The 22889-nt window shown below is 70.4% G+C and carries 11 protein-coding genes; 3 read left to right on the top strand and 8 right to left on the bottom strand.

The window, feature by feature from the left end; all coding sequences use genetic code 11:
- Positions 1 to 46: 46 nt before the first annotated feature.
- On the top strand, positions 47 to 1621 hold the full coding sequence (locus ACFZAX_RS20465; protein WP_390963226.1) for a DHA2 family efflux MFS transporter permease subunit: 1575 nt from the start codon (positions 47 to 49) through the stop codon (positions 1619 to 1621).
- Positions 1622 to 1744: 123 nt separating this feature from the next.
- Here the strand turns inward: ACFZAX_RS20465 and ACFZAX_RS20460 are convergent, their stop codons facing one another.
- Together ACFZAX_RS20460 and ACFZAX_RS20455 are read right to left on the bottom strand one after the other, a co-directional pair.
- A complete protein-coding gene (locus ACFZAX_RS20460; RefSeq protein WP_390963225.1) occupies positions 1745 to 2119 on the bottom strand; it encodes a hypothetical protein in 375 nt (124 codons plus the stop codon).
- Positions 2119 to 9906, bottom strand: coding sequence for a polymorphic toxin-type HINT domain-containing protein (locus ACFZAX_RS20455; RefSeq protein WP_390963224.1), 7788 nt, complete (start codon positions 9904 to 9906; stop codon positions 2119 to 2121). Before ACFZAX_RS20455 ends, ACFZAX_RS20460 begins: the two co-directional genes overlap by 1 nt.
- A gap of 631 nt (positions 9907 to 10537) precedes the next feature.
- Between ACFZAX_RS20455 and ACFZAX_RS20450 the strand changes: the two genes are divergently transcribed.
- Both ACFZAX_RS20450 and ACFZAX_RS20445 read left to right on the top strand, forming a co-directional pair.
- Positions 10538 to 14050 (top strand): FG-GAP-like repeat-containing protein, encoded by a 3513-nt coding sequence (locus tag ACFZAX_RS20450; RefSeq protein WP_390963223.1) that lies wholly within the window; start codon positions 10538 to 10540, stop codon positions 14048 to 14050.
- Positions 14050 to 14826: a hypothetical protein gene (locus ACFZAX_RS20445; RefSeq protein WP_390963221.1), complete on the top strand. Its 777-nt coding sequence runs from the start codon at positions 14050 to 14052 to the stop codon at positions 14824 to 14826. Before ACFZAX_RS20450 ends, ACFZAX_RS20445 begins: the two co-directional genes overlap by 1 nt.
- A 76-nt stretch (positions 14827 to 14902) precedes the next feature.
- Here ACFZAX_RS20445 and ACFZAX_RS20440 read toward each other — a convergent pair whose 3' ends face one another.
- The 6 genes from ACFZAX_RS20440 to ACFZAX_RS20415 form a co-directional block, all read right to left on the bottom strand.
- Complete coding sequence (locus tag ACFZAX_RS20440; RefSeq protein ID WP_390963220.1) at positions 14903 to 17416, bottom strand: family 43 glycosylhydrolase; 2514 nt, start codon at positions 17414 to 17416, stop codon at positions 14903 to 14905.
- Positions 17413 to 18915, bottom strand: coding sequence for a sulfatase-like hydrolase/transferase (locus ACFZAX_RS20435; protein WP_390963219.1), 1503 nt, complete (start codon positions 18913 to 18915; stop codon positions 17413 to 17415). The genes ACFZAX_RS20440 and ACFZAX_RS20435 overlap by 4 nt, the downstream gene beginning before the upstream one ends.
- Entirely contained in the window at positions 18912 to 19904 is a 993-nt protein-coding gene (locus ACFZAX_RS20430) for an aliphatic sulfonate ABC transporter substrate-binding protein (protein WP_390963218.1), read from the bottom strand. Before ACFZAX_RS20430 ends, ACFZAX_RS20435 begins: the two co-directional genes overlap by 4 nt.
- 65 nt (positions 19905 to 19969) lie before the next feature.
- Positions 19970 to 20749, bottom strand: coding sequence for an ATP-binding cassette domain-containing protein (locus tag ACFZAX_RS20425; RefSeq protein ID WP_390963217.1), 780 nt, complete (start codon positions 20747 to 20749; stop codon positions 19970 to 19972).
- Positions 20746 to 21624: an ABC transporter permease subunit gene (locus ACFZAX_RS20420; protein WP_390963216.1), complete on the bottom strand. Its 879-nt coding sequence runs from the start codon at positions 21622 to 21624 to the stop codon at positions 20746 to 20748. Before ACFZAX_RS20420 ends, ACFZAX_RS20425 begins: the two co-directional genes overlap by 4 nt.
- On the bottom strand, positions 21621 to 22877 hold the full coding sequence (locus tag ACFZAX_RS20415) for an ROK family protein (protein ID WP_390963215.1): 1257 nt from the start codon (positions 22875 to 22877) through the stop codon (positions 21621 to 21623). Before ACFZAX_RS20415 ends, ACFZAX_RS20420 begins: the two co-directional genes overlap by 4 nt.
- Between the last annotated feature and the right edge of the window lie 12 nt (positions 22878 to 22889).

Below are 22889 nucleotides of genomic sequence, written 5' to 3'. Positions count from 1 at the left end.
CCCCCGGAGACGGCCGCACCATCAGAAACAAGAGGTACGCCAGCCGATGTCCGCTGCCGTGACGCCCGAAGCCCGGGAGTCCTCATCCATGAATCATCGCCAGATAATCCAGGCCATGTCCGGCCTCATGGCCGGAATGTTCGTGGCCATCCTCGCCTCGACGGTCGTCGCCAACGCGCTTCCGCGCATCATCACCGACCTGCACGGCAGCCAGTCCGCGTACACCTGGGTGGTCACCGCCGAGCTGCTGGCGATGACCGCGACCGTGCCGGTCTGGGGCAAGCTCTCCGACCTGTACGACAAGAAGGTGCTGCTCCAGCTCTCCCTCTCGATGTTCGTCGTGGGCTCGCTGGTCGCCGGCTTCTCCCACAGCGTCACCGTGCTCATCATCAGCCGGGTGCTCCAGGGCATCGGCGCCGGTGGTCTCACCGCACTCGCCCAGGTCGTGATGGCGTCGATCATCCCGCCGCGTGAACTCGGCAAGTTCTCCGGCATCTTCGGCGCCGTCTTCGCGGTCGGCACCGTCGCGGGACCGCTGATCGGCGGCGTACTCGTCGACACCTCGTGGCTCGGCTGGCGCTGGTGCTTCTTCATCGGCGTACCGTTCGCGCTGCTCGCCATCTTCCTGCTGCAGAAGACGCTGAAGCTGCCCGTCGTCCGGCGCGAGGCGAAGATCGACTACCTCGGCGCCTTCCTCATCATGGCCGGCGTCAGCGCCCTCCTGCTCTGGGTGACCCTCGGCGGCTCGAAGTTCGACTGGGTCTCCGGCCCGTCGGCCGCGCTCGTCCTCGGCGGTGCCGTCCTGATCGCGCTCGCCGTCCTGGTCGAGTCGAAGGTCCAGGAGCCGATGATCCCGCTGAGCATCTTCCGCAACCGGACCGTGTCCCTGACCACCGTGGCGAGCTTCCTCGTCGGTGTGGCCATGTTCGGCGGCACCGTCTTCCTCTCGCAGTACTTCCAGATCTCGCTGGGCAAGTCCCCGACGATCGCCGGTCTGATGAGCCTGCCGATGATCCTCGGCCTGATGGTCTCCACGACCGTCGCCGGGCAGCTCATCAGCCGGCGCGGCAAGTGGAAGGCGTTCCTGGTCGCGGGCGGCGTCATCATGACGGCCGGCATGTGCCTGCTCTCCACCATCGGCGCCGGCACGTCCTTCGCGGTCATCGCGCCCTGCATGGCCGTCCTCGGCATCGGCGTCGGCATGCTGATGCAGAACCTGGTCCTCGCCGCCCAGAACGACGTGCCCGCCGCCGAGCTCGGTGCGGCGACCTCCACCCTCTCCTTCTTCCGCAGCCTCGGCGGCGCGGTGGGCACCAGCGCGCTCGGCGCGGTGCTCAGCCACCGGGTCGCCTCGGAGCTGGAGAAGGGCTTCGGCAGCTCCGCCTCCGGCGGCGGCGACGGGGCCATCCCGGACCTCGCGACCCTGCCGCAGTCGGCCCGCGCGATCGTGGAGAACGCGTACGGCGTGGCGACGGGCTCCGTCTTCCTCGCCGGTGCGCCCTTCGCGCTGCTGGCGCTGGTCGCGGTCCTCTTCATCAAGGAGAAGCCGCTGAAGACCAAGAGCGGTCTGGAGCGCCTCGCCGAAGAGGGCGAGCAGCCGCCGGTCGTGCCGGTGCACTAGCAGCTGACCACGGAGAGGCCCCGCAGGCGCGTCGTGCGTCTGCGGGGCCTCTCCGTGGTGTGTGTGGTTGTGAGTCGGTGGGGCCGACCGTCGCGCTTCTGTTCGCGACCGACCGGGTGGGATCTATGACTCGGCGTCGCCGAACCGATGGACCCGCACCTCGACGCCCTGTTTCCTGGCGAAGTCGACAGTGCCCTGAACAGCTGCCTCCAGCGCGACCAGGAGCCTTTGGAGCCCTGGTGCCCGCCGCTCACGGTCGGGTTCGGCCCGCACCGCCTGCCAGGCCGCCCTGTACTCGTCCTCCAGCGGGCCGATCTTCTCGTCGTACTCGATGAGGCTGTCCAGCGCGAACGGGTGCCGACGGGGGCGAGCCGCCATGTCCAGTTGAGCGGTGACCGAGATGAGGTCACCGACCAGCTTCACATGGCCCGTGCCGAGTTTCATGCTCACCAGCATGTCGGCCAGCACGGCGTTCCAGTGCTCGTCCCCGTCCGGCATCAGTTCCCCGCTTCTCTTGCCATACGTGCCAGTCTCGCGGCTCCGGCCCTGCCTGCGGGCAGCTCGACCCCACCGGCCCGGAGAATGGCAACACAGTACGTGACACAGCTGTTGCTACCACCGCTGTACGCCCCCAGGTCGGCGCCGAGCGTCCCGCGCTGGGCTTTCATCGCCGCCCGGATGTCCGGGACCCGGAACGTCAGGTGCCGCGTGTTCGGCCCCAGCGGCTCGGTGACGACCTGACCGGACGTGGGGAAGCCGGTGAAGTCCTCCGTGTCGTGCGGAGCATCGATCACCTGCTCGGTCTCCAACGCGCGGCCACCGTCCGGCTGCACCGTGATGGTCGCGTGCCCCATGTCGTCGTCCCAGTTGACCGTCGCCGTCCCACCACAGTTGTGGACGAGGACCGAAGTCCCGCCCGCTACCACGTAGTAGGTGTGCAGATCGTTGACGGTCAGGTTGTGGACGGTGGCATCCGGTGCCGTCCAGCGGTCGATCGCGGTGATCTGGACGTAGGTGCCGGCACTGGTGCGGAGCCATTCGCCGGGCTTCAGGTCGGTGGCGTCGAGCCACTTCCCCACAGCCTCCACCCAGAAGGGGTGGTTGTCCGTCGCGGTGACCGAGGCGGTCTCGTCACCCTGGTCGCCGTCGGTGTCGATGGTGACCTCGACCAGGTGCTTGAAGCCTTCACCGGTGATCTCGGCAGTGACGATCTCGGAGGTCGTCTCACCGGTCTCGGGATCGGTGGCGAGGACTTCGTCGCCGTTCCTGACGTCCTCGATCGGCTTCGTCGATCCGTCGGCCATCACCACCAAGGTGCCGGGCACGAAGCTGTTCGGCTTCGCATCCTTCGGGCAGCTTCCCGTACTGGGCGCATCGCCGGCGCCTTCCTTGCCGCCCTCCTTCTTCGGTTTCCTGGTGACCTTCTGTGCGGCGCTCTTGACCTTCTCGTTGGCCTTTGCCGCGGCCTTCCTGGTCTTCTGGGCCGCGTTCCCGGTCTTCTCCGCCGCCTTCTTGGCGGCTCTGGTAGCTGCTTCCTGCGCTCTCTTCTTGGCTGCTTGCGCGGCCTTCTTGGCTGCCAGCTTGGCGGCTGCCGCCGCCCTCTTGGCCGCCTCACGCGCCGCCTTGGCAGCTGCGATGATCTTGCGGGCCTTCTCCTGGGCCTTGCGCCAGGCGCTGATGGCGCTGAAGGTCTTCTCGACCGCGCGCCAGATCTTTTTGCCCTTGCTGAAGACCGACGTCCACGGGATGGCGTCGATGATCAGCGAACCGCAGGCCCACATGTCGCCGCGGGAGAAGCAGCTGACGACGTCGTTCCAGCCGATGAACTCCTTGAACACCGCCCAGCCGACATTCATGATGATCTGCGACATCGAGGTGTTCAGCTGCTGGTTGGCCCAGGCTTCCTCGGCGGTCTCGGCCGTACCGCCACCGCCACCGCCGCCCACGGAGTCCATCATCATGCCGCTCGGGTCGGCGAAGGTGACCGGGTTGTTCTCGCAGTAGACATACCCGTTCATCTGGACCGGATCCGACAGGTCGAGCACCGGGTCGGCGGAGATGAATCGGCCGGTCTCGGGGTCGTACTCGCGCGCACCGAGATGCACGAGTCCGCTGACGTCGTCGTCGTCGCCGCCGATGTAACCCCGGTGGGAGAGCCAGTTGGCGTTCTCCTTGCGGACCACCCCGAACGGGTCGGTCTTGTCGAACTTCACCGCGTTGCCGGCGGCGAGCTTGACGTTGATGTAAGCGGTGCCGTTCTGGTCGGTCACCTGCATCGACAGCTGGTCGGCCCCGCCGCCCTGCTTGAACCGCATCACCAGCGGACCGCCGGCCTGCTGGTAGTAGCGCTCCGCGTAGTTCGGCGTCCCGTCCACGTTGACCGAGATGGTGGCTTCGCCGAGGTAGAGGGTCCGGGTGCTCGCGGTGATCGCCATCAGGCGCTCACCGGACGGGCCGTAGACGTACTTCGTCTCGTCGGCCGGGGCCCACGACTGGGCGGCCCCGCTCGCGTCACAGGTGCCGAGCGTCAGGTCGGTACCCGCGGCCGAGTTGGCACCGGGCACGACCAGGCACTTGCCGGACGCGACGTGCTTGAGCTTGTGACCGGACTCGACCACCGTCCACTGCTGGGCTGCGGCCCCCGTGCACTTGGCGATCACGGCGGCCGTGCCGTCGGCGGTGGCGCCGTCCTTCGGGACCACGCACTGGCCCATGACCTTCAGCGCACCCTTGGAAGAGTCGGTGGGCGTGGCGCCCTCGATCCTCAGGTTCTGGGCGCGGGTGCCGTTGCACCCGTAGAGCTGGATCGCGGTGCCCGCGACCGTGGAGCTGGACGACAGGTCGATGCACTTGCCCGACAGTCCGGCCCAAGGCCCCGAGCCGCTTTCGCCGAAGCCGGTGACCGACTCCAGCTGGCCGTCCCAGGTCCAGGTCAGGCCCTGCTCGTCGCCGCCGTCGGTCCGGGTCTCGGTGTTGCCCGCCTTGTCGTACGTACGGGTCGATGCCTCGGTGACCTTGGCGCCGGCGTCCGTCAGATAGGTGGAGGACAGCCCGGTCAGGGTGTGCGGCTGGGTGCCGTCCGCCTTTCCGTAGGTGTACGAGGTGGAGGCGTCCTTCGTCGCGTCCGGCGCCGTGGTGGTGGTGCCAGGGACACCGAGGTAGTGGTCGACCTCGGTCTTGCGGTTGCCCATCGCGTCGTACGTGTAGGACTTGCTGTACCCGTCGCCGTCCGTGCCGATGGTCGGCGCGCTCGGCGTCCCCGTGGGGGTCACCGCGCACGCGGTGTCGGAGGCCGTCCACGCCTCGGTGAGCTGGCCGAGGACGTCGTAGGTGAAGCACTGGCGGTCGGTCTTGGAGTCGACCGCGTCCTCGATCCTGGTGACGTTGCCCGCCGCGTCGTACCCGTAGGAACGGACGTTGACCCGGTTACCCAGGACGGTGGACGTGTCGCTGGTGGACTCGCGGTCGGTGTACGCCTTCGTCAGCTCACCGGTGCGCTCGTCGTACAGGTTGGTCGTCCACACCCGGTTCGGGTTCTCACCCGTGACCGCGCGCAGAACCTGACCGTAGACGCTGTAGTCGGTGTCCGCGTTGTACCAGTCGATCCCCGACGTGGAGACCGGCAGACCGTCCTCGTTGTACCGGGTGACGATCTTCTCCGGGGAGAGACCGCCCGCCGCCGGCAGCGAAGCCGTCTTCAGCTGACCGGACTTGCTGTACTCGTACGTATAGGCGTACGTCTCCTGCAAGCCGTACTGCGCCGCGATCGTCGCCGGCAGCGTCAGCTTGGTGCCGGTGGGCTGATACTCCGCGGTATAGCCGGTGACCGTGCTGGTGTAAGGCAGCCCGTCCGTATAGCGGGTATTGGTCGCCTGCTGGCCGATACCGCCGATGACGGTGTCGTAGGTGGCCGAGGTCAGCAGCTCGCCCGTGGACGAGTCCTTGCGCTGCTCGGAGGGTCGGCCGAGCTCGTCGTACTTCGTCCAGACCGTGTTCTGTCGGCTGTCCGTGACCGTCTCGGGCCGGCCCAGCACGTCGTACGTGGTGCTGGTGGTCCCGGTGTCCGGGTCGGAGGAGGTCAGCTGCCGGCCGAGCGCGTCGTACGTCCAGGACCAGACGTTCTTGGACGAGTCCTCGGCCTTGGTCTGGTCGCCGCGCGCGTCGAAGGAGTACGTGGTCGACCGGTAGGCGGAACGTGCCGCGTCCGTGAAGGTGTCGACCCGGACCGTCCGTCCCTGTGCGTCGCTCCAGCTGCGCTGGGCAGCGCCGCCGGTGGGCGGGATGACCGTGGAGGAATCGTAGTTGTACTCGTACCGGGTGGCCTTGGTGGGCACGGTGGCGCCCGCCATGTACGGCGTCTCCGACAGGATGCGGCCCTGACCGTCGTACTTGTAGAGGGTCGCGTTCGGGATCTTGAAGTCGGAGTCGACCTCGTACATCACCGACTGCGGCAGGCCATCGGCGTAGTAGCCGTTGTTGGTGCGGGCGATGGTGCCGTTGGCGCTGTAGATGGTGTCGGTGATCAGGCGTCCGTCACCGACCGCCGGGTCCTGGCGCTGGCGCTCACGGCCGAGCCCGTCGTAGAAGACGACGGAGTCGTCGTAGTCGGTGCCGTCGTCCTTCAGCGTGGAGCTGATGACGTTGACCGGCTCACCGGGGGCGGTGTTGTAGGTGAACTTCACCGACGGAGCCTCGGTGGCGGCCTGCGAGGTGCCCCATCCGGCGGTGGTGCGGCCCAGGGCGTCGTACTGGTAGAGGGTCGTGCGCCCGTTGGCGTCGACCTCCTTCAGCGTGGTGCCACGGCCCGGCTCCAGGTAGCTGGTGGAGGTCTGGCTCTTCGCGTTCTCCTCGGTGATCGAGTAGACCTGGCCGGTGGTCGGCGTGTAGGTGGTCTTCTCGGTCTCACTCTTCGCGTTGGTGGTCGTCAGGACACGGCCGAGCGAGTCGTACGTGAGCTTCGCCGCCTGCTGCCAGGCGTCACCCGTCCCGTTCAGCGACCAGGTAGTGGTGGCCGAACCCGTGGTGGGGGTGGCACCGAAGGCCAGGTCGTCGTAGGCGACCCGGGAACCGGCGATACGGGCGGAGACCGGAGCGGTCGCGGCGGCGGCGCAGGTGCCGGCCGTCGTGAGCGTCTCCTTGTCCAGGCCGATCAGGTTCTTGGACGTGTTGTGGACGTAACTGAGGACCGAGCACGACTCGTCGCCGGTCTTGCCGGTGTCACCCAGGGATTCCACGGTGAGCGGGAGACCGTAGGTGTCGTCGTACGTGGTGTTGGTCCGCAAGGACCGCCACTGGCGCGTCTCGTTGACGTCGTACGTGCCCGAAGAACGGGTGGTGGTGATGGTGTGGTCGTCCAGCACCCGGTATGCCTTGAGCGCGGGGATGCCGCCGTCACGGGCCCGGCTCGCCAGCTCCACGACCTTCGGGTAGTCCACCGACCGGGAGACCAGGGTGCCGTTGTACGCGGTGTAGTCGAGCTCCTCGGCGACCCGGCCCTGGAGAGCTTCGACGTCGTCGGCGATCTTGGCGCCGTCGTTGTCGTTGACGACGACCGAGCGCTTGCCCCCGCCGGGGAGCGGGTCCCCGTTCATGCCGCGGAAGTAGCGCACGTCCGACATGGACTTCGCGCTGCCCTCGTAGGCGTCCGAGGAGTCCGCGCCGCTGACCGTGCGGACCCGGCTGAAGCCGCGCCACTGGTCGTAGGTGCGGGTCTTCTTCTTGGAGAACTCGGCCTGGTTCAGGGCCCAGGCGCCCTTGGCGTCACCGTTGTCGCCGTAGACGTACGAGGTGGTGACGGGCTCGACGCCCTTGACGCCCGGGAGTTCCTGGACGTTGTCGACGACGTACTTGTTGAACCACTCGATCGACTCGTCGACCTTGTCCGGGTCCGGGTGCCAGTACGCCGGGTAGCAGAGCCCGGTGTTGGACTCGACCGCCGGGAACCCGGAGCCGCTCTTGCAGGCGCCGGTGGGCTCGCGGTAGTCGACGAAGGTCTCGCCGCCGTACTCGCTGATGATCCGCTCGACGCGCAGCCGGTCGAACGTCGGGTTCGGGTCCTTCTCACCTCGCCGTACCCGGTTCGGCATGGGCTGGGTGTTGGCGACGAAGGTGACCGGACGCAGGGCCTGGGACTCGCCGTCGGTGCCGTAGCCGGCGCGGGTGATCGAGTCGAGCCAGAGGGCCGTGCCCTCGTCGGTGCGCTCGGCGGGGAGCGACTGCTCCAGCGTCCAGGAGTCGACCTTCGACAGAGCGGTGGAGCCCTCGGTGCGCTGGGTGGAGGTGGTCACCTGCGCCAGGCGCTTGCGGGTCCAGAAGGTCGGGACCGGGACGTAGCAGTCCTTGCCCGACTCGCAGAGGAGGTCGGCGGGGGTGTCGTACCAGATGTGGTTCTTCGCGAAGTCGCCCGAGGTGAAGTTCGCCTCGGAGCACGCGATGCCGTCCTCGACGAAGCAGCGCTCGTCCACCGAGAAGTCGACGCGGGCGAGCGGCGCGGCGCTGTAGAGGGTGCTGGCGCGCTGGCCGTAGTCGATGCGCTTGAGGTAGCCGCCCCGGTCGTAGGAGACCGGGGTCTTGAACTTCATGTTCTTGGCGTAGAGGGACTTCTCCTTCTCCCACCACAGGGACATGGCGCTGCCGGAGGTGTCGACGACGTAGTCGAGGTTCCAGCGCCAGCCGCGGGTGCAGAAGGACTTGGCGAAGTCGGCGTCGTAGCAGTCCTCGCCGGGCTGGTTGCCCGAGACGGGGACGGTCAGGACGGAGTTGGTGACCGGGTCGTCGGCGGCGGTGCCGTTGTCGCTCCAGCCGGGGAGCTTGTGCTTGCCGAAGTAGTAGACGGTGCCGTCGCGGGTGGTGACCTCCCAGTACTCGCCGAGGGAGTCGCCGTTGCCCAGCGAGGTGTCCTTCAGCAGCCGCACCCGCGAGCCGTCACCGTTGGCGGTGACCCACTCGTTGCCGGTCTCGTCGTCGTCCTTGACCAGCTCGGTCGTGGTGCCGCCGAGGGTCAGGGTCGCGTTCTCCGAGCCGTCACAGAGGTCGCTGGTCTTGCGCTTGGTGTTGTTGCCGCCCTCGGTGTCGTCCCGGCACGTCTTGTACGTGCGGGTGATGGAGCCGGGGTTGTAGTCCCAGCCGTCACCGATCCAGGAGGCCTGGTTGTTGGTGGCCGAGGTACGCCCGTCCACACCCTGCGAGTTGTACCCGAAGGCAAGGCTCGGGGCCGGGCCGCCGGGGACGCTGGGCGCCTGAAGGTTGTACGTGTACGAGAACCCGCCGGAGCTGCTGCCCGCCGTCCAGGAACCGGCGCTGGCCAGCGGAGTGGCGGAGAAGTCGCCCTTCGCACCGCCGCCCGCCGAGGTCGCCATGAAGACCGAGGAACCGGAGTTGGACGCGGCGCTCAGCGCCGCGATCCGGGTCAGCGGGGCCGAACCGGAGGTCGGCTTGACGTACAGGGCCTGCGAGATCGTCCCGGTCGAGGTCGCCTCGGCCGTCGTCGTCACAGGACCGGTGTCCGCCAGGTCGGCGACGTCGAGGGTCGCCTCGATGCGCCGCTCACCGTCGAGGACACCGTCGCCCTCGACGTCGGTGGCCTGCGGTGCGACGACGTTGGTGGTGTCCACCTCGGTCGGCTCCGCACAGCCCTCGACGTCCGGAGTCGTCAGGAAGCACTCGGGGAACTTGACCAACTGGAGCCGGTCCGCCCAGTTCGCGCCGTACAACTCGGCGAACTCGGTGTAGTCCAGGGCCACCACCGCGTCACCCGTGGCAGCCGCGGGCGGGGTCACGGTGAAGACCAGACCCTCGACGTCGGCGGCCGAGGACTCCGCCTGGCTGGCCAACGCGACCTGCCAGTCGCCCTCCAGCGCCGTCGTCTCCTCGGCGGTCGCCGTGGCCGGGGCGCCGATCCCGATCGGCAGCGTACTGATCGGCTGCGTCTCACCCGGCGCCAGCGCGTCCACCGTCCCGGTGGCCGGCGTCGTGATGCCGGTCCCCACCGGAGCGGTGATCTTCTTCGGCTCGTAGTCCTCGCCCGGCGGCACATCGGCCGTCGTCATGTCGGCGAGGCCGCCGCCGTCCTCACCTGGGGCGAGTTCGGGTTTGGGCAGGTCGACGAGGTCGACGCCCGAGCGGCTGCTGGGCGGCGGTACGGCGTACGAACTCGGCAGCATGCCGATCGTCACGGCGGTCGCCGCGACGACGACCACGCCGATGCGCGCCCGACGCCGACGACGGCGCTGCTCCTCGGTGCCGGGGAGATACCCCCGGCCACTCCATGAAAGCGATCCCCACACGACGGCCGCGGCCCCCCACAGTCGATCCCGACCACCGGCCGATCCATGCGGAAACACACGGCGCCGAAGGCTAATTGATTCGCCGAATGTTCAGCCACGGATTCACAACTCGTCAAATGAACCGAGGCCTCAGTGATTTCAATCACACGCTAATTCCTCTCCATTGTCTCTTTACCGTTCCTATGCCATGGATGCTGAGAATCGGGCCCAGGACACCTGGGATCGTCCGCTATACGAACAAAGGAGAGCTCTCGCCACCCACTGGGCATCCTGGAGATCCTTTCGGGTCGTTTTCTGCAGGTACGCATACTTCTGGTCCCGCCCCGAGCGCCTTCGGGGAGAGGAAGGGCGCCACTCCGTGGCTCCCCCATGGATCCGGGCGTGAACGCACCGTGACGCCCACCGAACAATCACGTCTGTGGATGCCTCGTGCTCCTTCCGGCATGCTTCTCACTCGCCCCACCCCTCGGAACGACTCCGTTCATCGGACAGAGCCGACAAGGAGCGGGGTTTACCGAAAACGTGACGGCGTGCGCTTTCCGGAACGGTCCGGGTGAATACGGCTGGACAGCCGTCCGGACCTGTACTCCGGAGTTGACGCGCGCCGTTTTGGGGGAGGGAATCCAGCACCGTGGAACGTCGTCGTCCCAGCCGGGCAACCGTCCGGCGCACCGCGGCGGGAGTGGCGGCACTCGTCGCCGCCGGCCTCGGTTTCGCCATGCTCGGGCCCGCCCCCGATCACCCGGTACGGCAGTCCGCCGCACCGGTCACACCCGCCACCGCGCCGCTCGACGAGAACGGCGCGCAGAAGCAGGCCGTCCGCACCGGCAAGCGCGTGGAGGTGGCGTCCCTGCGCGACGCCACCTCGACGACGTTCGCGCTGCCGGACGGCAGCTTCGAACTCACCGCGCACGGCGCTCCGGTGCGCGCGAAGGTCGACGGCGTCTGGAAGGCGCTGGACGCCACCCTGGCCCGTACGGACCGGGGCTGGGAGCCCAAGGCGGCTTCCGACCCGGTGGTGTTCTCCGCCGGGGGCGGCGCGAGTACGGCGGGGAAGAAGAAGGGCACGTCCGGGGCGCGGCAGGCGTCGTTCACCGTGTCGCGCGCCTCCTTCACCCACGCGGTGACCGGAGCGGCCGGCGGCACCCACGCCGTGCCCGCCGCGACCGAGGACGCCCCCGCCTACCAGGACCTCGTCACCCTCACCTCGGGCGGCCACGAGATCACGATGAGCTGGCCGGGCGAGCTGCCCGCGCCCCGGATCGACGGCGACACCGCCCTCTACCCCGAGGTGTTCGACGGTGTCGACCTGCTGCTGACGGCCCGGGACAGCGGCTTCACCCACGTCCTGGTCGTGCACGACGCCGAGGCCGCGAAGGCGCTGGCCGGCACGGACCTCTCGTACCGTCTCAGCTCCCCGGACCTCTCCTTCCACCTGGACGCGGTGACCCACGCGGTCACCGCGCAGGACGCGTCCGGTGCGGAGATCGCGGTCTCGCCGACCCCGTTCCTGTGGGACTCCGCGGGCCGCCCGGCCCTGACGGAGGGCGAGGACCCCGACGCCCCCGAGGCTCCCGAGCCCGGGGTGGACCCGTCGCCGTCGTATTCGGAGGAGCCCGGCACCGAGTCCACGGACGCCCCGGCCGATCCGGACGCCCCGGAGAGCGACGACACCGCCGCTCCGGAGGGCGATTCCGCGGCCACCACGGCGCCCTCGCCGGCCGCCGAGCCCGCGCCCGGTGACGAGCCGTCGGCGGGCACCGCCGACCAGTCGTCCTACGGTTCCGCCCGCTCGGGCGCGACCGCCTCGCGCGCTTCCTTCCGCTCCGCCGGCACGACGGACGTGCTCAGCCTGCCCGGGCTCGCCGGTCCGCAGATCGGGGCGCACAGCGCGGTGGGCACCGCCGCTCTCACGGGCGGCGGCACTGCCGACGCCACCCTGGCCATCACTCCGGACAAGGAGCTGCTGACCAGCGCGAAGACGGTGTTCCCGGTCTTCATCGACCCGTCGATCACCGGCAAGACGAAGAACTGGACGACGACGTACAAGAAGTACCCGACGTCCAGCTTCTACGACGGCGCCAACTACAACACCGGCACCACCGAGGCGCGCGTCGGCTACGAGTCGACCACCGGCGGCCTCTCCCGGTCCTACTTCCGGCTCGCCTGGACGTCCAGCATCAAGGGCGCCACGGTCACCAAGGCCGACCTGAGGTTCTACGAGACGTACAGCTGGTCCTGCTCGGCCCGCGAGATGCAGGTCTGGCGCACCGGCGGCATCTCCTCGTCCACGACCTGGAACAACCCGCCGTCGAAGTCGGCGGAGATCGGCAGGAAGTCGTTCGCCAACGGCTGGAGTTCCTCCTGCCCGGACGCGTACGTGGTCTACGACGGCAAGTCGGTCGCGCAGGACGCGGCGGACGGCGGCTGGACCAACTTCACCATCGGCCTCCAGGCGAGCACCGAGGACTCCTCGTACTCCTGGAAGAAGTTCAAGGCCGAGGGCGAGTCCGCCCCGAAGATCGTGATCACCTACAACCGCAAGCCGGCCGAGCCCACCAGTCTCGACATCTCCCCGGGTACAGGTTGCGACACCAGCAGCCCCTACCCGTCGGTCGGGCTCAGCGACGTGACACTGGCCGCCAAGTCCTCCGACCCGGACGGCGACCTGAAGTACCTGGACTTCGAGCTCTGGCAGTCCGGCAGCACCACCAAGGTCTACGACGGGAACCGGACGGTCGACTCGAGCGGCGCGGCCAGCGTGGTCATCGACGGCGCGGACGGCACGGCCAGCGCGCTCGCCAACGGCAAGACCTACTTCTGGCGGGTGAGGGCGATCGACTCCTCGGGGGCCGCGTCCACCTACGGCCCGGCGGGCACCGTCGACTGCGGCTTCGTGTACGACTCCTCGGCGCCGAACTCGCCGGACATCACCTCCACGGACTACCCGGAGGACGACGGCAGCGGCACCAACTGGAGCAAGGCCAAGTTCGGTACCACGGGCAAGTTCACCTTCAGCGCCGCCGGTTCGACCGACACCGTGAAGTACCTGTACTCGGTGAACTCGACCAGCCTCAGCAAGACCACGGCGACCGTCGCCGCCGGGGGCTCGGTCACGGTGGCCATCCCGCCGCTGTCGGCCGGTCCCAACGTCCTCTACGCCAAGGCGGCCGACGCCTCGGGCAACACCTCGTCCACCGCGACGCAGTACCTCTTCTACGTCACCCCCCGCGATGCGGCGGACAAGGCGGGCGACGTGACCGGGGACGGGGTCGCCGACCTCTACCTGCTCGACGCCACCGGTGACCTGCGCCTCTACCCGGCCACCCCCACCGGTGACATCCACGTCTCGCTCCAGGCCGCGCACCGTGACGGGATCAGCCTGGAGGCCGACCTCGACGAGGACGGCGTCTCGGACGGGGGCACCTACTGGCTGGACCCGGCCGGCAAGCCCTCATTGATCACCCACAACGGCGACTTCCTGCCCGGCGACGGCATCCAGGACCTGGTCGCCCGGACCGGGGACGGGAAGCTCTGGATCTACCGGGGTGACGGTTACGGCAGCGTCGACGTCGAGCAGCGCACCGAGGTGTGGCTGCCGTCGAACGCCCCCGACCCGTCGACGTTCACCCAGATCCTGGCGACCGGCGACATCACCGGCGACAGGCGCCCGGAGCTCTTCGCGACCTCCGGCGACACCCTGTGGGTCTTCTCCGGCTACACCGGCGGCACCTTCCAGACCGCGACCCGGCTGTCCGCGTCCGCCTGGACCGACCGGGATCTGGTCAACGTCGGCGACTACAACGGCGACGGCGTCGCCGACCTGGTCTACCGCACCTTCACCAGTGACCGGCTGCTGCTGCGCATCGGCAAGGCGGACCCGGCGGGCGGCACCAGCCTGACCTCGCTCGCCAACGCCGTGAACTCCGCGACCGGTGTGGACGCCGAGTTCGGTACCGGCTGGAGCCTGGCGAACGTCCCGCTGATGACCGGTACCCCGGACGTCACCGGGGACGGCATTCCCGACATCTGGGCGATCATGGCGGACGGTACGGGCCGCTTCTACAAGGCCACGGCCACCTGGGGCGGCACCCCCATCACCGTCATCAGCGGTGGCTGGGAGAACAAGATGGCGATGGGCTGATGATCACCCCGCCCGAGGATCAGGACCGTACGGAGAAGGACGACACGATGAAGCGGTACGCATACGGCACGGCGGCACGCCGGTTCACCGTCTGCGCGGTGTCGGCCGCGGCCCTGGTCCTCGCGGCGGGATGTTCGGTCAGCGGCAGCAGCAGCGGGGGTGGGGGCGGCCTGCAGCGCCAGGGCGCCGCCAGCCCCGCCCCCACCGACGCCGCCGGTCTCACCGCGAAGGCCCTGAAGACCGGCAGCATCCCCGGGGCGACCGTCACCACCCCGACCGGCGCCCAGGCCCCCCGGCCCAAGGACGTCGCGGCGGACAAGCCGTGCGGGCCGCTGGCCCGCGCGGTCGCCGGCACCGCCCTCGGCTCCCCCGAGGACACCGTCTTCCGCCGGGTCACCGGCGACGGCCTGACCACCACCGTCACCCTCACCGTCTACCAGGACGAGGAGAAGGCCACCGCCGCCCTGACCGCCCTCTCCGACGCGGCCGACGCCTGCACCGGCGGCTTCACGCTCAAGGTCTCCGGCACGGAGCACCGCGTGACGGCCGCGGCCCGTGAACTGGCGCCCCAGGGCGCCGACCAGGCGATGGGTTTCGGCATCACCCGGCGCGTCGGAGAAGCGGACGGGACGGACACCCCGGAGAAGGTCGCCGTGATGCGCCGGGGGTCGACCGTCGTCCTCTTCACCACCACGGCCTCCGACGGGGCTCCGGCCCCGAAGGACCTCGCCGTACCTCCCGCCGTCGTCGAGACCCAGTTCGTCGCCCTGGCCTGACGGCCCCCGCTCAGTACGGCGAAGCGCCCGCACACCGGATGTGTGCGGGCGCTTCTTCGTGCCTGCTCCTCCGTGCCTACTTCTTCGCCCCGGCCTTCCCGTGCGACGGCTTCCCGTGCGACGGCTTCCCGTGCGCGGGCTCGGACGTCCCGGGCTCGGACGCCCCCGGCGTCGCCGGCACCAGGGTCGTCGCGGCGGGCCCGTACGTCCGTACGTAGTCGAAGCCGGCGACCGCGCCCACGTGGTTGTCGGAGATCAGGCCGATCTTCAGATCGCCCTTGACCGGCAGGGTCCACACCCCGCTGAGCGTCCAGTGCACGCCGTCGCGGCTGGAGGAGGCGCGGACCTCGTGCTCCTGGTTCGCGGTGTCGAGGTGGTGGGTGAGCCGCAGCCAGAGGGTGTCGGCGGTCGGGCCGCCGAACATCGGGGCGTTGGCGACGGCGGTCGGCGGGGTGGTGGTGGGCCGCTCGCCCTCCTTGCCGAACTCGGTCACATGGAGCATGGCCCCGTTGCCGTTGTTGAGCGGCAGCACCGAGTGGGTGAGCTTGAACCAGCGGTCGTCGTTCTCGTAGAGCACCAGTCCCGCCTGCTGGGCGTTGGTGGTGGGGGTGAAGTGGAGTTCGGTCTCCACCGTGTAGTCGCCCGTGGGTGCGGGGCGCAGCAGGACCGGGGCGGTGTTGTCACCGAGGTACAGCTCGGTGTCGGAGGTGGGCCAGGAGAGCGCGCCGGCCACCATGGAGGTGCCGGTGGCAGGGCCGCGTACCCAGCTCCAGGCGGAGCCGGTCGTGGTGCCGGGGAGGGTCGTGGTGTCGAACTCGTCGCTGTAGGCGGGGAGCAGGGCTCCGGGCCGGGCGACGGGGGCCCGCTGCGTGACGGGGGTGTACAGCGCGGTGGCGCCGACGTTGTCGGCCTCGGCTCCGGCGCCCTTGGCCGCGGCGGAGACCGCTCCGGCGTGGACGGCGGCGGTGGGCAGGGTGCGGGTCTGCTCGCCCACCGGGTCGCGGAGCCGGTCGCCGGTGACCTCCACGGTGAGGCGGGTGCCCCGGATCTCGGCGGAGACGGTGTGCCAGGTGTCCCAGGAGAACCCTGCGGGCAGGGCGCCGATCTGCTCGCCCTGGTCGACGCCCTTGATCCGTACCTCGGTGACCAGGGCGTTCTTCGCCCGGTCCAGCCAGACGGCGACCCGGTTGTCGGCGTCGGTGTGGGCGAGGGTGAGGCCCGCGGCGCCTGTGGCGGCGGTGACCCGGAGGTCGGCCTCGGCGCGTACGGCGGCGGGGGCGGTGCCGGTGGACACCAGGTAGCCGGGGGCGGTGGAGCCTGCGGCGGGAGTGTGGCGGACGTAGCCGTGGCCGTCGGTCCCGGTGGCGGTGGTCCAGCCGGCCGGGGTCGCGCCCTGGGTGCGCCAGCCGGTCAGCCCGGTCTCGAAGGTGCCGCCCGCGGCCCAGGTGGTGACGGGCGCGGCGGTCGGGGTGTCCGAGGGGCCCGTACCGGCGCGGACGACGGGCCAGCCGTCGATCCAGTCGAGGCGGTCGATCAGCATCGGGCGCCGGGAGAGCTTGAGGGTGCCGCCGGAGGCCGGGGCGAGGTCGGGCGACTCGGCGGGGATGCCGTGGTAGACGAGCCAGTCCTGGCCGGACAGGTCGGTCTGGATGGCGTTGTGGCCGGGGCCGATCCATCGGTCGCCGTTGGCGCCGACGACGACGCCGCCCTTGCTGCCGAGGGCCATCAGGTCGGTGCCCTCGTCGTCGGTGAAGGGGCCGGTGGGGCTTGTCGAGCGGCCCACCTTCACCTGGTAGCCGCTGTACGCGCCGTCGCAGCAGCCCGCGTCCGAGTAGAAGAGGTAGTAGAACCCGTCGCGGTGGACGACGAACCCGCCCTCGACCCGTCGGCCGCGCGCGACCTGGGTGACCGCGCCCTCGACGCGGGTGCGGTCGCCGTTCATCCTCGCGACGCAGAGGGTGTCGTAACTCCCCCAGTAGAGGTAGGGGGTTCCGTCGGTGTCGGTGAACTGCGCCTGGTCGATGCTGCCGGTCGGGCAGCCGCTGGGCGTGGGCAGCACCGCGCCCTTGTCGGTCCACGGGCCGGTCGGCGTCGGGCCGGTGACCAGGCCGACGGTGCCGCGTCCGGGGACGGAGTAGTAGAGGTAGTACTGCCCGAAGGCGTAGTGGATGTCCGGTGCCCAGAGCCGGGAGCCCTGGAGCCAGGCGGGCCGGGTCTCCGGGGTGAAGACCTCGCCCGCGTAACTCCACGTCACCATGTCCGGGGAGCGCAGGATCGGCAGGATGCGCTCGCCGTCCTCGCCCTTGGACTGGAAGACCGGGTTCTGGGTGCCGTACGCGTACCAGTAGCCGTCCTTGCCCCGGATCATCGTGGGGTCGGGGAAGGTGTCGACGGTCCCGGCGGTGACCGGGTTGGTGTACGTGGCGGGGGCGGCGGCCGGGGCCGAGGCGCTGTGGGCCGGGTGGTGCTCCTGGGCCTCCGCCCCGTACGAGGGGGCCGTGGCCGGGCCGAGCAGGCAGATCAGCGCGGCGGCCGGGGCCGCCCAGCGGGGCAGCCGCCGTGCGCGTGCGGGGGTACGCGTGCGTCTCATCGGGTCTCCGTGGTCGTCGGGGCCGTGGTCGTCGGGGCCGTGCCGTCCGGTTCGAAGGAGCTGAGGGTCACGTCGACGTCCGAGCCACCGATGTCGTACATCGACGTCATCCAGTGGTAGAAGTTGTCGCCGCGGTCGCGCAGCAGCGTGTGGAGCCGCCGCATCAGCCGGTCGCGTACGCCCGCCAGCTCGGGGTTCCCGTACCGGTTGTCGAGCTCGTCGGGGTCGTCGAGAAGGTCGTACAGCTCGTTCACGGACTCCGGGTTGACGACCAGCTTGTAGCGGTCGTCGCGGATCATCCGCTGCGGGTACGGGAAGTGGTGGCCGTGGAACTCGGCCACCAGCTCCGGCGCCCAGTCGGGGTGTTCGCCGCGCACCAGCGGGAGGAGGGAGCGGCTGTCCACCGCCGGGGACGGGTCGGCGCCCGCCAGGTCGAGCAGGGTCGCGGTGCAGTCGGTGAGGCTGACGAGCTCGTCGCGGACCTGCGGCGCCTCGCCGGGGACGCGCACGATCCCGGGGATGCGGTAGATGTCCTCGTACATCGCCGGGCCCTTGTCGTGCAGCCGGTGGGCGCCGGTGAACTCGCCGTGGTCGGCGGTGAAGAACACCGAGGTGGCGTCCTGGAGGCCGAGTTCGTCCAGGCGGGTCAGGATGCGCCCGATCTGCTCGTCGATGAGGGTGACGTAACCCCAGTAGACGGCGATGAGTTTGCGGCTGACCTCCAGCGGCATGGTGTCGAAGGCCCAGTGCGCGCTGTAGTTGGCCTGTACCGGAGGCTTGTTCTCGAAGGTTTCCGCGATCGACGCGGGCAGCTCGACGAGTTCGGGGTCGTAGAGGTCGAAGTAGGAGTCGGGCAGCAGATAGGGCAGGTGCGGGCCGAAGAAGTGGGTGGCGAGGAAGAAGGGCCGCCCGTCGGCGGCGTACTTCTCCAGCTGCTCGATGGCGCGGGTGGCGAGGTAGTGCTCGAAGGTCGCCTCCACCGGCTGGTGCAGCCGCGCGGCCAGCAGGTTCCCGGGGTTGCCGGCCGGTGCCGTGCCCCGGATGTGGTCGGTGATGCGGTACGGGGGCAGGCCCCGCTCCTCCAGGTAGGCGAGGTAGTCGGGGTGGTCGACGGGGTTGTGCCAGCCGGGCAGGTCGGGGCCGTCGAACCCGTAGGAGGCCGCGTTGCGGTGGGTGCCGCCGTGCCACTTGCCGATCAGGCCGAGCTGGTAGTCGCGCTCCTTCAGGGCGGCCGGGAAGGTGAAGACGTCCTCCCGGAGGTCCTCCAGGTAGCCGACGTTCCGCTCGTGGTTGGCGAGCAGCCGGTGGCGGAAGGGGGCCTGGCCGGTGAGCAGGCTGGCGCGGGCGGGGGTGCAGATGGCGGTCGGGGTGTAGAACCGGTCGAAGCGGGTGCCGGTGGCGGCGAGCCGGTCCAGGTTCGGGGTCCTGACGTGCGGGTTGCCGTAAGCGCCGAGGGTGTCCACCCGGTGCTGGTCGGTCATGAGGAACAGCAGGTTCACTTGGCGTACGCCTTCGTGTAGAGGTCGCCGTCGTAGTACGTGTCCGCCTTCGGCACGGTCTTGAGCTGGCCGGTGCCCACGAAGAACGCGCCGAGGCCGTCCAGCCAGGAGGCGACGGTGCCGTCACCGGTCTTCGCCACCAGGTCGGCGGTGGTCATCGTCTGCACGTTCGCGGCGTCGGCGGCGACCTTGGCACGGTCGACCTTCAGCAGCTTCGCGGCGGCGTCGATCGCCTCCTCGGGGTGGGCCGCCCGGTAGTCGTTGGCCTGCTGGAGGACCTTGACGACCTTGATGGTGAGGCCCTTGTCGGTCGTGGTGCCCGAGACGAACGCGGTGGGGAACGCCTGGCCGGAGAAGTCCTTGGTGGAGCCGACCTCGTTGAGGCCGGGCTTCTTCGCCTTGATGGAGTCGATGAGCGGGTACCAGAGGCCGGCACCGTCGATCTGCCCGGAGACGAAGGCGGAGACCACGGTGGCCGGGTCCATCGGGACCTTCTGGATGTCGGAGGGCTTCATCCCGGCCTTCTGGAGCGCCAGGTTGAGGACCATCTCGCCGGAGGTGCCGGCGGGGACGCCGACCTTCTTGCCCTTGAGGTCCTGGATGGTCTCGATGCCGGGCTGGGCGATGACCCGGTCCGCGTAGGCGAGGGTGTTCACGGCGACGACCTTGGCCTTGCCGGTGGCGGGCAGCCACATCGCGCCGGGACCTATGTAGCCGAAGTCGAGGGAGCCGCCGCCGAGCGCCTGGATCTGGAGCGGGCCGTTGGTGAAGACGCTGTACTGGGGCGAGAGCCCCTCCTTCTTCCACAGGCCCTGCTGGTCGGCGATGGCGAGCAGGCTGGCGCCGTTGTAGTCGCTGATGTAGCCGAACCGCACCTTGGCGCTGCCGCCACCGGCGGAGTCGCCGTCGTCCCCGGAGCAGCCGGTGACGGAGAGTGCCAGGACGGACACGGTGGCCGCGGCTGTGAGGGCGCGCTGGGAGAGACGCATGGCGGAGTGATCCTTCGGTGGGTGTGGGTGGTACGGGAGAGAAAAACGGGGCCCGCGCGGACGGGTCAGACGGCTGCGGGCGCCGGGGGCTGGTGGTAGACGGCCTGCCAGACGGCGTTGCGGATGCCGGCGAACTCCGGTGAGAGCCGGACCGCTTCGGTGCGCGGGTAGGGGAGGCCGACGTCGATGACCCGGTGGACGCGGCCCGGCCGGGCGGCCATCACGATGACGCGTCCGGCGAGGTAGACGGCCTCGTCGACGTCGTGCGTGATGAAGAGGACGGTCCGCCGGTCGCGGCTCCAGGTGTCCAGCAGCTGGTCCTGCAGCTGCACCCGGGTCAGCGCGTCCAGTGCGCCGAACGGCTCGTCCATCAACAGCACCTGAGGGTCGACGGCGTAGGCGCGGGCGATGGCGCAGCGCTGCTTCATGCCGCCGGAGAGCGTCTTGGGCAGGGCGTCCGCGAAGTCGCCGAGGCCGACGAGTTCGATGGCCCGCTGGGCGCGGAGCCTGCGTTCGGCCGCCGGTACGGAGGCGAGCCTGAGCCCGAACTCGACGTTGCCGCGCACGGTGAGCCAGGGGAACAGGGCGTACTGCTGGAAGATCACGCCGCGTTCGGGGCCGGGTCCGGTGACCGGCTTCCCGTCGACCAGGACGGTGCCGGAGGTGGGTTCGGCGAGTCCGGCGGCCAGGTTCAGCAGGGTGCTCTTGCCGCAGCCGGAGGGGCCGACGACGGTGACGAACTCCTCGTCGCCGATGTCCAGGGAGACGTCGTCGAGCGCGGTGAAGACCGTGTTCTTGACGGGGTAGGTCCGGGAGACCCCGCGGAAGGAGATCTTGGCGTTCATCGGGTTTCCTGCCAGTGGGTGAGGCGTCGTTCGGCGACGAGGAGCAGGCGGTCCATCAGGAGGCCGAGCACGCCGATGGAGATCAGCCCGACGAAGATGGTGGGGAGGTCGTAGTAGAGCTGGGCCTGCTGCATGCGGAATCCCAGGCCCTCGGGGGCGGCGATGAGTTCGGCGGCGACCAGGGTTCCCCAGGCGGAGCCGAGACCGATCCGCATGCCGACCAGGATGAACGGCGCGGACGCCGGTACGACGACCTTCAGGAAGATCGTCCCGTCCTTCGCGCCCAGCACCCGCGCCGCGTCGATCAGGGTGCGGTCGACCCCGACGACCCCCTGGAAGGCGGCGACCACGCTGGAGAGGAAGGCGGCGAGGAAGATGACGAAGATCTTGGGGGTCTCGCCGATGCCCATCAGCACGATGGTGAGCGGGATCAGGGCCAGCGGGGGGACGGTACGGAAGAACTGGACGTACGGTTCCAGCAGCCCCCGGGCCACCGGGTACCAGCCCATGAGGAACCCGACCGGTACGGCGGCCAGGGTGCCCAGCGCGAAGCCGGTCAGCACCCGGCGCACGCTGGCGAGGGCGTCGTCGGCGAGGGTGCCGTCGGCGATCAGCTCGCCCGCCCGGGAGGCGACCGCGCCGGGGCCCGGCACGGTGTCGAACCCGAGCGGGTCGAGCAGCGCCCAGGCGCCGAGGCCCACGGCGAGTGCGATCAGGTTGAGCCCGAGCGAGGAGAGGAAGGACCGCCCGCCGCGCCTGCCGGTGCGGGCCGCGCGGTCGCCGGGCGGGGCGGGTGCGGGGGCGCCGGGTTCCCCGGGGGCGAGGTCCTCGGGGGCGCGGGTGTCCTTGACGAGGGGCTGGAAGGGGGATGTCATACGTCGTCGTCCTCGGGGAGTGCCGGGCCCGGGTAGCGGGCGAGCAGCGGCGATTCGTGCAGGGCCAGGGCGACGCCGCCGTGCGCGCCGCCCGCTTCGCCGAGTGCGGCGGGGCAGAGCGTCACGCGGTCCCGGGCGAGTGGCAGGACGTGGGCGTCGAGCGCCTCGGCGACCGGTCCGAGCAGCGCCCCGCCGGCCTGGGCGAGTTCACCGCCGAGCACGATCGTGCTGGGGCCGAGGGCGCCCACGACCGAGGCGAGGACGGTCCCGACGAAAGTCCCGGCCCTGCGCAGCACCCCCTCGGCGACCGCGTCCCCGTTTTCGAGCGCGGCCAGGAACGCGGCGAAGTCCCGGGCCCCGCCGCCCTGTTCGCGGTACGCGGCGAGTACGGCCCCGACGGAGGCGACGGTCTCCAGGCAGCCGGTGCCGCCGCATTCGCAGGGGCCGCCCGCCGGGTCGGCGGTGATGTGGCCGAGTTCGCCGGCCAGCCCGTCGACCCCCCGGTGCAGGGCGCCGTTGACGACCAGGCCGCCGCCGACGCCGTGCGAGAGCCGCAGGTAGAGCACGTCGCGGCTGCCGGCGGCGGCGCCCCAGGTGGCTTCGGCGAGGGCGGCGAGGCGGGTGTTGTTGTCGATGAGGACGGGGGCGCCGAAGCGGTTGGTCAGCAGCTCCACGAGGTCGGTGAGCGTGCCACCGTGGCCCCCGCCCGGCCGGGTGACCCGGGGGCCTTCCGCCGCCCGCGCGTCCTCGGTCTCCGTACGGCGCACCGGCCCGACGACGCCCACCCCGACCGCCCCGGTGGCGCCGAGGGCGGAGAGACGCAGAGCGCCGTCGGCCAGCGAGGCGACCAGCTTCTCGGCGAGGTCGACGCGGCCCTCCCAGGAGAGGTCCGGCGGGTGCGGGAGACTGGCCGAACCGATCATCTCGTGCGCGACGTTGGCGGCGGCCACATGGACCGAGCGGCGCGCGAAGTCGATGCCGAGCGCCTGCCCGGCCGCCGGGTCGAGGGTCAGGTGCTCGACGGGACGGCCGCGTTTGCGCGGCCCGGGGTCGGCCGCGCCGGGAACCACGGCCCCGCCCGCGACCAGGGTCGCCACGATGTCGTACAGCGTGGTGCGCGAGAGTCCCGAGAGCCGCCCGAGCTCGGCGCGGCTCAACTGGCCGTGCCGGCGCAGCAGGCCGAGCACGCGCTCTTCGTGGCCCCGCCTCAGCTGTGCGAGGGGGCCTCTGTGGGAGTGCATGGGCCCCAGCATGAGGAGGCCCGA

The organism is Streptomyces sp. NPDC008125, from assembly GCF_042957125.1.
Taxonomy (GTDB): domain Bacteria; phylum Actinomycetota; class Actinomycetes; order Streptomycetales; family Streptomycetaceae; genus Streptomyces.
Note: the sequence above shows the minus strand (reverse complement) of the source record. Positions and strands in the feature narration are given on the sequence as shown.

Excerpts from the sequence above, each read along its gene's own strand:
- ACFZAX_RS20465 (WP_390963226.1), top strand. The coding sequence starts at position 47 with ATGTCCGCTGCCGTGACGCCCGAAGCCCGGGAGTCCTCATCCATGAAT.
- ACFZAX_RS20460 (WP_390963225.1), bottom strand. The coding sequence starts at position 2,119 with ATGCCGGACGGGGACGAGCACTGGAACGCCGTGCTGGCCGACATGCTG.
- ACFZAX_RS20445 (WP_390963221.1), top strand. The coding sequence starts at position 14,050 with ATGATCACCCCGCCCGAGGATCAGGACCGTACGGAGAAGGACGACACG.
- ACFZAX_RS20440 (WP_390963220.1), bottom strand. The coding sequence starts at position 17,416 with ATGAGACGCACGCGTACCCCCGCACGCGCACGGCGGCTGCCCCGCTGG.
- ACFZAX_RS20430 (WP_390963218.1), bottom strand. The coding sequence starts at position 19,904 with ATGCGTCTCTCCCAGCGCGCCCTCACAGCCGCGGCCACCGTGTCCGTC.
- ACFZAX_RS20425 (WP_390963217.1), bottom strand. The coding sequence starts at position 20,749 with ATGAACGCCAAGATCTCCTTCCGCGGGGTCTCCCGGACCTACCCCGTC.
- ACFZAX_RS20420 (WP_390963216.1), bottom strand. The coding sequence starts at position 21,624 with ATGACATCCCCCTTCCAGCCCCTCGTCAAGGACACCCGCGCCCCCGAG.
- ACFZAX_RS20415 (WP_390963215.1), bottom strand. The coding sequence starts at position 22,877 with ATGCTGGGGCCCATGCACTCCCACAGAGGCCCCCTCGCACAGCTGAGG.